The organism is Streptomyces virginiae (assembly GCF_041432505.1).
In the GTDB taxonomy this organism is placed as follows: domain Bacteria; phylum Actinomycetota; class Actinomycetes; order Streptomycetales; family Streptomycetaceae; genus Streptomyces; species Streptomyces virginiae_A.
Map to the genome: position 1 here is coordinate 234,290 of NZ_CP107871.1, position 12,290 is coordinate 246,579.

The 12,290-nt window shown below is 71.8% G+C and carries 11 protein-coding genes; 3 read left to right on the forward strand and 8 right to left on the reverse strand.

The annotated features are described in order from the left end of the window. Positions 1–19 precede the first annotated feature (19 nt). From OG624_RS01080 to OG624_RS01105, 6 genes are all read right to left on the reverse strand, one after another. On the reverse strand, positions 20–1,003 hold the full coding sequence (locus tag OG624_RS01080) for an FAD binding domain-containing protein (protein ID WP_371638882.1): 984 nt from the start codon (positions 1,001–1,003) through the stop codon (positions 20–22). Beyond that, the gene (locus OG624_RS01085; RefSeq protein ID WP_371638883.1) at positions 1,000–3,564 is read right to left on the reverse strand and encodes a molybdopterin-dependent oxidoreductase; all 2,565 of its coding nucleotides are present in this window, start codon (positions 3,562–3,564) and stop codon (positions 1,000–1,002) included. The genes OG624_RS01080 and OG624_RS01085 overlap by 4 nt, the downstream gene beginning before the upstream one ends. Before the next feature lie 187 nt (positions 3,565–3,751). After that, the gene (locus OG624_RS01090; RefSeq protein ID WP_030731378.1) at positions 3,752–4,090 is read right to left on the reverse strand and encodes a MerR family transcriptional regulator; all 339 of its coding nucleotides are present in this window, start codon (positions 4,088–4,090) and stop codon (positions 3,752–3,754) included. A 455-nt stretch (positions 4,091–4,545) separates the two neighbouring features. Beyond that, the gene (locus OG624_RS01095; protein ID WP_371591937.1) at positions 4,546–4,878 is read right to left on the reverse strand and encodes an SCO5918 family protein; all 333 of its coding nucleotides are present in this window, start codon (positions 4,876–4,878) and stop codon (positions 4,546–4,548) included. Between the two features lie 27 nt (positions 4,879–4,905). Then, the gene (locus tag OG624_RS01100; protein ID WP_371638885.1) at positions 4,906–6,441 is read right to left on the reverse strand and encodes a DEAD/DEAH box helicase; all 1,536 of its coding nucleotides are present in this window, start codon (positions 6,439–6,441) and stop codon (positions 4,906–4,908) included. Positions 6,442–6,809: 368 nt separating this feature from the next. Continuing rightward, positions 6,810–7,013: a cold-shock protein gene (locus tag OG624_RS01105; RefSeq protein ID WP_004986771.1), complete on the reverse strand. Its 204-nt coding sequence runs from the start codon at positions 7,011–7,013 to the stop codon at positions 6,810–6,812. 615 nt (positions 7,014–7,628) lie between these two features. Between OG624_RS01105 and OG624_RS01110 the strand changes: the two genes are divergently transcribed. Next, a complete protein-coding gene (locus OG624_RS01110; protein WP_244290940.1) occupies positions 7,629–10,472 on the forward strand; it encodes a glycoside hydrolase family 2 protein in 2,844 nt (947 codons plus the stop codon). 102 nt (positions 10,473–10,574) lie between these two features. Next, complete coding sequence (locus tag OG624_RS01115; protein ID WP_033224327.1) at positions 10,575–10,991, forward strand: cytidine deaminase family protein; 417 nt, start codon at positions 10,575–10,577, stop codon at positions 10,989–10,991. Positions 10,992–10,997: 6 nt separating this feature from the next. Here OG624_RS01115 and OG624_RS01120 read toward each other — a convergent pair whose 3' ends face one another. Together OG624_RS01120 and OG624_RS01125 are read right to left on the reverse strand one after the other, a co-directional pair. Beyond that, complete coding sequence (locus tag OG624_RS01120) at positions 10,998–11,309, reverse strand: hypothetical protein (RefSeq protein ID WP_371638886.1); 312 nt, start codon at positions 11,307–11,309, stop codon at positions 10,998–11,000. Positions 11,310–11,323: 14 nt separating this feature from the next. Next, complete coding sequence (locus OG624_RS01125; RefSeq protein WP_161295234.1) at positions 11,324–11,551, reverse strand: hypothetical protein; 228 nt, start codon at positions 11,549–11,551, stop codon at positions 11,324–11,326. Between the two features lie 68 nt (positions 11,552–11,619). On the opposite strand from OG624_RS01125, the gene OG624_RS01130 reads away from it, so the two are divergent. Further along, on the forward strand, positions 11,620–12,270 hold the full coding sequence (locus tag OG624_RS01130) for an HAD family hydrolase (RefSeq protein ID WP_371638887.1): 651 nt from the start codon (positions 11,620–11,622) through the stop codon (positions 12,268–12,270). Positions 12,271–12,290: the final 20 nt, after the last annotated feature.

Sequence of the window (12,290 nt, forward strand, 5' to 3'; positions counted from 1 at the left end):
GACGGGGTGGGTCCCGGAATCAGGTGCGCCGCGCGCCCTCGCGTGCGGTGGCCGGGCCGAGGGCCGCCTGTTCCAGGACTTCCAGGACGGTGTTGCGGAACAGCGTGGCCTTGTAGCCGGTCTGTGGCAGCGGCCGGCAGCGGGCGAGGACCGTCTCCGCGGCCGCGGCGAGGACGTCGGGGGTGGCCTCCCGGCCGATCAGGGCGGCCTCCACCTCCGTCAGGCGCAGCGGTACGCGGGCCACCCCGCCCGCCGCGACGGCGGCGTGGGTGACGGTGGAACCGTCGAGCACCACTCGGGCGGTGGCCTCGACCAGGGGCCATTCGGCATGGGCCCGGCTGATGGCCCGGTGGCAGGCGGCTCGTTCGCCGGGCAGGGGTGCGGGCAGCTGGACCGCGGTGAGGATGCGGTCCGGCGGGAGCAGGTGGTCGGCGTGGGAGAGCCGGTCGCCGTTCCCGTACAGGTCGGCGACGGAGCGCGGGGAGTCGCCGTGGACATGGGCCTCGGCGTCGTAGATGAGCAGGGCCATCGCGAGGGTGGACGGGTGGGGGGCCACGCACGGCCCGTCTCCGCTGACCACGCCGAAGTGGTGGTCGCCCTGGCGTGCGGGGCAGCCGGTGCCGCCCTTCTGGAGGCAGCTGAAGTGAGGGTTGCGGTAGTACCAACAGCGGTTGCGTTGCAGCAGGTTGCCGCCCACCGTGCCGGCGGCCCGGATCTGCGGGGTGGCGGCGGTCCCGGCCGCCAGGGCCAGGGCCGGCCAGCCGGCGTGCACCTGCGGATCGGTGGCCAGCTCGGCGAGGGTCGTCAGGGCGCCGATCCGCAGGCCGCCGCCGGGCAGCGGGGTGCAGCCGCGTAGGTGGCCGGCGTCGCCGAGGTCGGTGAACGGTCCGGGAGATACGCCGCTGCGCTGTCGGGCGGTGGTGTCGGTGCCACCGGCGCGCAGCTCCCCGCCGCAGGCGAGGACGGCGGCCGAGAGGTCGGTGAGGGCGGTCTCGGTGCTCACGTGGCCAGTCCTTCCAGGAGCCGGTCGGGGCGGATGGGCATGTCGTACGGGCGCCAGCCGGTGGCGTCGTGGACCGCGTTGGCCAGGCAGGCCGCGGTGGGCAGGGTCGCGATCTCGCCGAGGCCGACTCCGCCACCGGGCACGTGGTCGAAGCCCTCCTGGTGGAAGTGGATGGTGATCTCGGGGGTGTCGCCGATGCCGGGGATGCGGTAGTCCTCCATGTTCTCGGTGAGCACCCGCCCGGTGACCGGGTCGGTGCGCCGCTCCTCGAACAGGGCGTAGCCGACGCCCTGTACGACGGCTCCTTGGCACTGGCTGCGGGCGAGGCGGTCCTCGTGGATCCGGCCCGCCGCGATGCCGCTCCACACGCTCAGCGGGCGGACACGGCCGAGTCGGGTGTCCACCTCGACCTCCGCGACCTGGACCGATCCGGTGAATCCGCGGCCGATGGCGATGCCGCCCATGGTGAAGGGGGTCACGAAGCCCCGGCGGTCGCGGGGGCGCCGGCCGGTGACCCGTACGCCGTGCGCGGTGTCCAGCCGGGCGGCGATGTCACCGCCGCCGAGCGCGTCGCGGAGCCGGTCGGCGGCGTCCGCGGCGGCGGGCGCGAGGGAGGGTGTGGTGCGGCTGCCGCCGGAGGTGGGCCCGTGGACGGTGTCGCTCCGGCCGACCTCGGCGCGTACCCGTGCCTCCGGCACGCCGAGTCCCGCGGCGACGGCGCGGCGCAGTACGGTGCGCGAGCCGGTGCCCATGTCCTGTACGGCGCAGCGGGCGACGACGATCCCGTCCTCGACGGTGAGTTCGACCTCGGTGACGGGGTCGAGGAAGTACATCCAGTTGGCCGCCGCGACGCCGACGCCGCGGCGGAACCGGCCGGTGCCGCCGCGGGGGCCGGACCAGACCGGGAGTGAAGCCGCCCGGTCGTAGAGGGCGTGCCGCTTGGGGTTGCCGTCCCAGCGGCGGCGTAGGGCGATGGGGTCCTGGCCGAGCCGGTGGGCCATCTCGTCGACGGCCTGTTCCAAGGCCCAGCACATGGTGGGGCCGCCGGGGCCGCGGAACGGGGCGCCCGGGGGCCGGTGGGTGACCGTGTCGAAGTCGCGGAGCCTGCGCGGGGCCTTGCCGTACATGAATCGGGCCAGCGCGGCGACGGTGCCGCCGATCGAGACGCCGCCGTCGTTGTCCGCGTCCATGGCCAGCGCGCTCAGATCGCCGGCCTCGTCCGCGACCATCGCCAGTCGGATCCGGGTGCCGGGGCGGTATCCGCCGTCGGTGAGTTCCTCGTCCCTGTCGAGCACCACGCGTACGGGGGCGCCGTGCAGCCGGGCCAGTTCCACGGCGGCGACGACGTCCGAGGTCAGTCCCATCTTGCAGCCGAAGCCGCCGCCCACGTGGACGGCCCGCGCCACCACCCGTTCGACGGGCACGCCGAAGCGTTCGGCTGCCAGCTCCGCCGTGCGTTTCACCGACTGGGTGGACACCTCCAGGTGGAGGGTGCCGTCGCTCCACCGGGCGAGGCAGGCGTGCGGTTCGAGTGGGGTGTGCGTCTGCGCGGCGGTGGTGTAGAGACCCTCCACGACCCGTTCGGGGGTGCTGCGGCGGGCTTCGGTGATCCGGCGTACGGCCGTGGCGGGACGCCTGCTCATGGCGGACGGGCCGCGGAGGTTGCCGCGCCAGCGGGCGGGCACCAGTTGGGGGGTCTCGCCGGAACCCGGCGCCCGCTTGCGTGCCGCCTTGTCCTCGTAGACCGGGGGGCCCTCGCCGGTTCGGGCCTGGCGTGCGTCCAGGGCCGCCGGCAGGACCTCGTAGTCCACCCTGACCCGCGCGGCCGCCGCCCGTGCGGAGGCCCGGTCCGGCGCCGCGACGGCGGCGACCGGCTGGCCGACGTAGCGCACCACGCCGTCGGGGGGCAGCAGTGGTACCAGGGGTACGTCCCCGGCTTCGAGGGAGCGTACGTGCGCGTGGGCGTGCGGCGAGCGGATGATCACCCCCTCCAGCAGTCCCTCGGGGCGCAGGTCCGTGGTGTACCGGGCCGATCCGTCGGTCTTCTCCGGGGCTTCGGTGCGCGGGGCCGCCGGTGCCTGGCCGTCGGTCGGGGCGTTGTCGTAGTCGCCCGCGCAGGCGGCGGCCACGGCGTCGAAGATTCCCTCGTAGGCGCCGCATCGGCAGAGGTGGCCCGCGAGGGCGTCGGCGATCTGCTCCCGTCCGGGTCGGGTGCGGCCGTGGGCGGCCCGCCACCGCTCGAAGAACGCCGCCGCCCCGACCACGAACCCGGGGGTGCAGTAGCCGCACTGGAGGGCGTCCTCGCCGGCGAAGGCACGGCCGATCGGGTGGCCGGCCAGGCCCTCCACGGTCGTCACCCGCCGGCCGGCGAGACCGACCGCCGGTGTCAGGCAGGAGACGCGGGGTTCACCGTCGACCTGGATCGTGCAGGCGCCGCACACCCCACCGGCGCAGACGAGTTTGGTGCCGGTCAGACCCAGTCGGTCCCGGACCACCTCCACGGCGGTCGGGTCGTCGTCCACGTCCACCGCGTGCCGGGTGCCATTGACCTCGAACCCCACGAGACGTTCTCCTCACCGCGGGGGGTGGCGCCTGTCCGGCCTCGCTCAGGCCGTCACGCTCCTTGATATCCCGCTCACGGCTCGGCCGCAGTTCGGCGCCCCGCGGTCCGGTCGTCCCGACTCCCCTTGTTCGGATCTCGAAGAGCGCGCCCTGCCGGGCTGCGACGGTACGCAGAACGGTGGGTGCTCAGCGGGAGTCGTCGGGTGTGGCGGTCGCGGCGCGGCGGAACTCGGCGTTGATGCGCTGGGCCTCTTCGAGCTGGTCCTCGAGGATGACGATGCGGCAGGCGGCTTCGACCGGGGTGCCCTGGTCCACGAGTTCCCGGGCGCGGGCCGCGATCCGGAGCTGGTAGCGCGAGTACCGGCGGTGTCCGCCCGGGGAGCGCAACGGTGTGATCAGACGGGCCTCGCCGATGGCGCGCAGGAAGCCGGGGGTCGCGCCGAGGAGTTCGGCGGCCCGGCCCATCGTGTAGGCGGGGTAGTCATCGTCGTCCAGCCGGCCGCCGAGCGAGTCATCCGCTGTCATCTGCACCTCTTCTTGAGAACGCGTCGAAGGGCCTTGGTGCCGTACGGCACCAAGGCCCTGAAGGGAATTCAACACCATCTGTCGGCCTCAGCGCTGCGCCGACCTTCTGTATCCGCGATCGCGCCCTGGAGAGAGCGGGAGTGCGGGGATCTTGGATGCCTGACCGGGGACCACCTGCCGTTCGGGGTCGTACGGTGCCCGAGCCGTGTGCTGCCTGCCCGGGCGATCCTGATGGTGTTCGCCTCTCCCTTCCTTCGATCTTGGCTATGGGAGAAACCCTAGGCACATCGCAACCGGATGTCTACCGTGACGGCGATAGATTTTCTTCTGCTGGACCGTAAGAGATCTTGTTTCGATCGGCACAGCACTGAGGGCCCGACCGAATGTGCTGGTCGGGCCCTCAGTGGTGCTGCTGGTGCTGCCGTGGTGCCGGTGGTGCCGGTGGTGCTGTGCGGTCAGACGGAAGCCGACACGGGTGCGGGCTCGCCGAGCATCGCCGATGCCCGCTGGAACGCGGTCAGGCCGGGGGTGGTCGTCGGCGCGGGGGCGGCCTGCGGCAGGCTGCGGCAGGTGAAACCGAGCAGGGTCATGGCGCGTACGACCTCCGCGGCGCTGAAGTCCCGGCGGTCCTGGCGGGTGATGACCTGGCCGACCTGCTTGACCGGGTAGTGGCGGCGTCCGATGATCACGGACTCACCGTCGACGGGCTCGGGCTTGATGCCCTTCATCGACTCCAGCACCCCGCTCTTGGTCAGGTCGAAGGGGAATCGGGCGATGACGACGCGCATGATGCCTCACAAGGGGAGAAGAAGGGTTCACGCTACGGCGTCGGCGGCGGACTGCCGTGCCGGCCTGCGGCGGGCGGTCGCGGCGGCGGGGCGGCGCCGGTTGCGCGAGGCGGGGCCGCCGCGCTCGCGTCGCTCGGGCGTCGGGGCGGTGATGGTGACGGGGATGCCGGAGGGGGTTTGGGCGCCGGTGATCCTGGTCAGGGCCTCTTCGCCGGAGCGGACCTGGGTGGTCTGCGGGACGATCCCGGCGGCGGCCATCAGGCGGGTCATGTCGCGGCGCTGGTTCGGGGTGACCAGCGTGACGACACTGCCGGATTCCCCGGCACGGGCGGTACGCCCACCACGGTGCAGGTAATCCTTGTGGTCGGTCGGCGGATCCACGTTGACGACCAGGTCGAGGTTGTCGACGTGGATGCCACGGGCGGCGACGTTCGTGGCGACGAGCACGCTGACGTGCCCGGTCTTGAACTGCGCCAGGGTACGCGTGCGCTGCGGCTGCGACTTCCCCCCGTGCAGGGCGGCGGCCCGCACACCGCTGTTCAGCAGGTCCTGGGTCAGCCGGTCGACGGCGTGCTTGGTGTCCAGGAACATGATCACCCGGCCCTCCCGGGCCGCGATCTCCGTCGTCGTGCGGTGCTTGTCGGCACCCTGCACGTGCAGTACGTGGTGCTCCATCGTCGTGACGGCTCCCGCGGACGGGTCCACCGAATGCACGACCGGGTCGCTCAGGTACCGGCGCACCAGCAGGTCGACGTTGCGGTCGAGGGTGGCGGAGAACAGCATCCGCTGACCCTCGGGGCGCACCTGGTCCAGCAGTGCGGTGACCTGCGGCATGAAGCCCATGTCGGCCATCTGGTCGGCCTCGTCCAGGACGGTGATCGCGACCTGGTCGAGTCGGCAGTCACCGCGGTCGATGAGGTCCTTCAGCCGGCCCGGCGTGGCGACCACGACCTCGGCGCCGCCACGCAGCGCACCCGCCTGCCGGCCGATCGGCATCCCGCCGACGACCGTGGCCAGCCGCAGCCTGACCGCACGGGCGTACGGGGTGAGGGCGTCGGTGACCTGCTGGGCGAGCTCGCGGGTCGGCACGAGGATCAGCGCGAGCGGCTGACGGGGCTCGGCACGCCGGCCGACCGTACGGGCCAGCAGCGCCAGCCCGAACGCCAAAGTCTTGCCCGAGCCGGTCCGCCCGCGACCGAGCACGTCACGGCCGGCCAGGGAGTTCGGCAGGGTCGCACCCTGGATCGGGAACGGCACCGTCACACCCTGCACGGCGAGTGCGGCCAGCAGCTCCGCGGGCATGGCCAGATCGGCAAAAGCCTCGACCGCGGGCAGCGCAGGAGTGATCGTCTCCGGCAGGGCGAACTCGCCCTGCACCACGGCAGGCCGACGACCGTACCCACCCGAACGACTCGAGCCACCCGAACGACTCGAGCCACCCGAACGGCTCGGGGCACCGGATCGGCTGGGGGCCGAACCGCCGAAGCGGCCGCCGCTCTTGCCGGATCCGGCCGTGCCGTTGCGTGTGCGGGGGAATCGGTCGTTCGTGCGCGTGCGGTTCATGCGGAACCTTCCTCGATACGGCGCATATCAAGGAATTCCCGCAGGCGTGCACTACGCGGGGAATTGCAAGAAACGGGCCGAATGAAAATGCGAAACGGACCTGCCCGGCCGTAGATCGATCCTGGCGGGTGCAGGTACTGAAAAAATAGGCGACGCCGTCCGTCAGGGTGTGCAACCCGGCGTATCGGCCGTGGCGCGATCCGCGTACGAAGGACAGCGGATACCTCGGCGTCGTACCTGCGGCCCGCGCGCGGCGGGGCGGTCGGTCACGGGACAGGACGGGGCGGTGACGGGGCGGGCAAAAATGCGCGTAGCTGGGGCCCGCACCCCGAAGGATGCGGGCCCCAGCTACGACGTGCGTGTCAGCGTCAGGCGGGAACGATGTTCTCGGCCGTCGGGCCCTTCTGGCCCTGCGCGATGTCGAAGCTGACCTTCTGGCCCTCGAGCAGCTCACGGAAGCCCTGGGCGGCGATGTTCGAGTAGTGGGCGAAGACGTCAGCGCCGCCACCGTCCTGCTCGATGAAGCCGAAGCCCTTTTCCGCGTTGAACCACTTCACGGTTCCAGTAGCCATGTCATATCTCCTTTGGGGCAGTACATCGGGATCCACACTGTGTGGATCCCGTGTCGCCGCGATGATTACCCCGACCGATGATGACTGACCGGTAAAAAATAAAAGCACCCCAGGGGCGTAGACACCTGCTGGGAGGACTTGAAGTTTTGGGAACCACAACTGCAACTGAGATCGACAGTAGCACGAATCGACACCAGTTGTACGGTGAAAGATTTCACTTCGCCCGCTGCGGGAAAAAGCCTCATGGCGCGGTTCTTCCAATTCTCATCGCGCGGGCACAGATATTGCGCCGACCCGCCGAGGCCATGCGGATCCTGCGGGTCTCGCGGGTCACGCCCGGCGGTCCGGTTCCGCGCGCACCGACGGACGTCCGAGGCAGAACTGCGGGCGGTCGCTTCAACCTCGTCCCGCATCAGGACAGTTGGACTCCGTCCCGGATCAGGGCCCGCTCGCGCGGCTCGCCGTGCGGTCGTGACGGTCCGTCTTTCGGGTCGGGTGCGTTACGTTCTGTCACCTGATCTCCGCGTCACGTGAACGTCCGACCAGCTTCCTCCGGAGACCGTCGTGTCCCAGCTCCCCCGCCCCGCCCACACCCGGCGACGCCGGGTTGCCGCCGTGACTCTGGCCTTGCTGGGCCTCCTGATCGCCCCGGCCGCCCTGCCCTCGGCCGCGGCTCCCCGGCTCCCGGCCGGTCCGCGTTCCGCGCCCACCACGACGACGGTTCCGCCGGGCGGGACCGCGTCGCTGGCCGGCTTCGCGATCCGGTCGGCGGCCGAGGTGCCCGACACGGCGGCCGCCGTGTCCACGCCCGGGTACGCGACGGCCGGCTGGCACCGGGCCGGGCCCCGCTCCACCGTGCTCGCCGCCCTGGTCGCCGACGGCACGCACCCGGACCCGTTCTACTCCACCGACCAGCAGCGCATCCCGCGCGGTGACTTCACCGATCCGTGGTGGTATCGCAGCGACTTCACGCTCCCCGACACCTCGGAACGCACCTCGCTGGACTTCAGCGGGGTGGTCTCCGCGGCCGACGTGTACGTCAACGGCCGGCGGGTGGCCTCGGCCGCCGAGGTGGCCGGTATGTACACGCGCCACGAACTCGACATCACCGGCCTGGTGCGGGCCGGCGCCAATACGGTCGCCTTCCGGATCCAGCCCAACGATCCGCGCAAACACCTCACGCTGGGCTGGCTGGACTGGTTGCAGCCGCCGCCCGACGCCAACATGGGCATCGTCCGTGACGTTCTGGTGCACCGGCGGGGTTCGGTCTCGCTGCACGACGCACACGTGGTGACCAACCTGCACGTGCCGTCCCCGGTGGGGGCCGTGGGGGCGACCGCCCGGCCGACCACGCGACCGGCGACGCGACCCGCCACGAGGCCGGCGACGGAGTCGCCCTCGGGAGCGGCCACGACCCCGGCCCCGGCCCCTGCTCCGGCTCCGGCTCCGGCTCCCGGCGCGGCCGAGCTGACGGTGAAGGCGCGGGTGAGCAACGACTCGCCGGAGACCACCACCGCGACCGTCACCGCCGCCATCGGCGGTACCGGGATCGTGCTGCGTGAGGACGTCACCCTGCGCGCGCGGGAGACCCGTACGCTCGTCTTCGCCTCGGACCGCCATCCGCGACTGCGCCTGGAGCGGCCCGCTCTGTGGTGGCCCGCCGGTATGGGACCCCAGAACCTGTACGAGCTCCGTCTGACGGCCATGGTGACCGGCCACCGCTCGGACGACGTCCGCCACTCCTTCGGCATCCGTGACGTGCGGGCACCCCTCGACTCCGCCGGCGCCCGCCGGTACACGATCAACGGCCGCCCCCTCCTGATCCGGGGTGCCGGCTGGTCGGCCGATCAGCTGCTGCGCTGGGACACCACGGCCGCGGAGGACCGGATCAAGGCCGCGCTCGACGCCGGTCTGAACACGTTCCGCCTCGAAGGCCATATCGAGCCGGACGAGTTCTTCGACCTCGCCGACCGACACGGCATGCTGACGCTGCCCGGCTGGGAGTGCTGCGACAAATGGGAGGGGCAGGTCAACCCCACCGGCACGGGCGAGAAGTGGAACACCGCCGACCGTCTCACCGCTCGGGCCTCCATGGCCGCCGAGGCCGCCCGGCTGCGCGACCACCCCAGCATCCTGTCCTTCCTCATCGGCAGCGACTTCGCACCCGACGCGCAGGCCGAGCGCGACTATCTCGACGCCCTGCGCGCCGCCGACTGGCCCACCCCGGTGATCCCGGCCGCCTCCGCCGTCACGACAGCCCTGAGCGGCCCGTCGGGCATGCGGATGACCGGGCCCTACGACTGGGTCCCGCCCTCGTACTGGTACGACAAACGCGAGGGCGGCGCGACGGGCTTCAACTCCGAGACGAGCGCCGGGCCTTCGATCCCGACGCTCGACACCCTGCGCCGCACGCTCTCACCGGCCGAGCTCGACACTCTGTGGAAGTCACCGGCCGCCCCGCAGTACCACCGCTCCCCCTCCCGGACCTTCAACACGCTGAAGCTGTTCAACGAGGCCCTCACGCACCGCTACGGCGCGCCGCGCAGCCTGTCGGACTACGTGGCCAAGGCCCAGCTCGGCCAGTACGAGAACGTCCGCGCCCAGTTCGAGGCCTACGCCCGCAACGCCACGGACGCCACCGCCCCGTCGACCGGGCTGATCTACTGGATGTTCAACAGCGGCTGGACCTCACTGCACTGGCAGCTCGTCGACCGTTTCCTCGACCAGGGCGGCGCCTACTACGGCGCGAAGAAGGCCAACGAGCCCCTGCACATCCAGTACTCCTACGACGACCGGACGGTGGCCGTCGTCAACCGCCGGGCCGCGGCCGCGTCCGGACTGACCGCTCGGGTCAGCCTGTTCGACACCGCCGGGACCTCCCTCTACGACCGCACCGTGCGCGGGCTGCGGGTCGGCGGCGACGGCGCGACGACCACCGCGGACACCCTGCCCGCCGTCGTCACCGCCTCGGGCCGGCCGGATTCCACGTACCTCGTCCGGCTCACGCTCACCGACGGCGCCGGCCGCGAGGTCAGCCGCAACGTCTACTGGCTCTCCACCCGACCCGATGTCCTGGACTACGACGCCGGCGACTGGTACCACACCCCCACGACCAGCTACGGCGACCTGACCGGGCTGAACTCCCTCGCGGCCGCCACCGTGACCGCGACCGCTCGTACGACGCACCACGCCGGCTCCGTCTCCACCACCACGGTCACCCTCCGCAACACCGGCCGCGGGAACACGCCCGCGCTGCTGACCGATCTGCATCTCGTCGACGGCCGGGGCGCACCCGTGCTGCCGGTGCGCTGGAGCGACAACCAGATCAGCCTCTGGCCCGGTGAGAGTGCCGTCCTGACGGCCGAGCACCGGACGACGGGTCCGAGCGGTGGGGCGCTCCGGGTCCGGATCTCGGGCTGGAACACCCCCACCACCCACATCACCCCGAGCACTCGCTGACACCGGTTCCCCGCGCCGGCGTGACCGCTCTGCCCGATACTCGCTTGCGCACCATGTGTCCCTCGCGTCAACGTCGACCGACCCCTTACGAAGGCAGAGACGATGACCACCGCAGATCCCCACCCCGTCGACCAGGAACTCGTCCGGGCCGCGACCGAGGTCGCGCGCACCCGGTGCCGCGGCGACAACCACACCATGGCTGCCGCGGCCCGCGCCCGGGACGGCCGGATCATCACCGCGGTGAACGCCTACCACTTCACCGGCGGTCCCTGCGCCGAGCTGGTCCTCATCGGCGCCGCGGCCGCCCAGGGCGCGTACGAATTGGACACGATCGTGGCCGTGGGCGACAGGGACCGGGGAATCGTTCCCCCGTGCGGCCGATGCCGCCAGGTGCTGCTCGACTACTTCCCCACCATCGAGGTCATCGTCGGCACGGGCGACCACCCCCGGGCGATCCCCGTCGCCGACCTGCTCCCGGAGCGTTACGTGTGGGCCGACCACCAGCTCGACACGCCATGAAGCGCCCTACGCGACCCAGCAGTACACGGCTCGGCCCTGACGTCGGGCGCGGCTGACCAGGTCGGCCAGATCGCCCACGGCGGCGGCCGCCGTGTTCGTGTCGATGGCCTCGCCGTCCTCCGCGCGCTGCGCGGCCCATGACGTGGCGACGTCCCGCAATCGGGACCGGTCGGCGTCGGCGAGCGCGGCCGACAGCCGGGGCGAGAGCGCGAAGACGACGCACCCGTCGTCGTCCTGTCCGGCGACGGTACGAGGTTCACCTGAGTCGACGAGATCCGTGAAGCTGCCGCCGGCCAGGAGGCATTCCCAGTCGACCACGGCTTCCGGTTCTCTCAGTCGACGATCTCCACCTCGGCCGGTCCGGGGAAGGTCAGGTCGTCCCACCCCATGGGTGGCAGCGAGGGCCAGATCCGGTCCAACGCGGAACGACACCACAGGTCGTTCGCGAGTTCCGGGGCCGACCATCCGTAGCCCTCCTCCACTTCCCGCACCAACGCGTCCCACTGCTCGAAGAGTGAGTTGAGCGTGCAGGGCAGTCCACCCGGCCCACCCATGGCCATCGGCTCATGAACTGCCTTTTCGGACAACGCACTTCAGGCGCGAAGCACGGTCTGGCAAGATCTGGATCATGAGTGATGCACCCTATGAAGCCGTCCTCTGCGACTTCGACGGGGTTCTGCGCCTGTGGGATCCCGACGGGATGTCCGCGCTCGATCGGGGGGCCGGCCTGGCCGAGGGGACGCTCGCGTCGGCCGCGTTTCGTCCTGAGCTGTTGGACGCCGCCGTCACCGGACGGATCAGTGACGAGCAGTGGCGCCGGCGCGTCGCGGAAGACCTGGCCGACGCCTGCGGATCGCTGGACCGAGCGCTGGATCTCGTGAGCGGCTGGTCGGCGCTGAGCGGCCGTGTCGACACTGCGGTCCTGGAGGTCCTGACCGAGATCCGCAGCCGGGTGCCGGTGGTTCTGGTGTCCAACGCGACCACGCGGCTGGAAGCCGATCTCACCGCACTGGGACTGGCCGACGCGTTCGACGCGGTCGTCAACACCGCCCGCATAGGCGTGGCCAAACCCGACCACCGGGTCTTCGAGGCCGCGGCGCAGGCGGTGGGAGTGGCACCGCGGCGTTGCCTGTTCGTCGACGACACCCCGGGCCACGTCGCCGCGGCCCGGGCGGCCGGGCTGACCGGCCTCCACTACACGCATGTCGATCAGCTGAGGAGTGCCACCGCGCCCCCGAAGCCGGAGCCCAGGTTGTCGAAGACCCGCTGCACCCGCTGATCGAGCTGGGTGCCGAAGTC

Coding starts and splice junctions, on each gene's coding strand:
- OG624_RS01090 (WP_030731378.1), bottom strand. CDS start 4,090: ATGACAGCGGATGACTCGCTCGGCGGCCGGCTGGACGACGATGACTAC.
- OG624_RS01095 (WP_371591937.1), bottom strand. CDS start 4,878: ATGCGCGTCGTCATCGCCCGATTCCCCTTCGACCTGACCAAGAGCGGG.
- OG624_RS01100 (WP_371638885.1), bottom strand. CDS start 6,441: ATGAACCGCACGCGCACGAACGACCGATTCCCCCGCACACGCAACGGC.
- OG624_RS01105 (WP_004986771.1), bottom strand. CDS start 7,013: ATGGCTACTGGAACCGTGAAGTGGTTCAACGCGGAAAAGGGCTTCGGC.
- OG624_RS01115 (WP_033224327.1), top strand. CDS start 10,575: ATGACCACCGCAGATCCCCACCCCGTCGACCAGGAACTCGTCCGGGCC.
- OG624_RS01125 (WP_161295234.1), bottom strand. CDS start 11,551: ATGGCCATGGGTGGGCCGGGTGGACTGCCCTGCACGCTCAACTCACTC.
- OG624_RS01130 (WP_371638887.1), top strand. CDS start 11,620: ATGAGTGATGCACCCTATGAAGCCGTCCTCTGCGACTTCGACGGGGTT.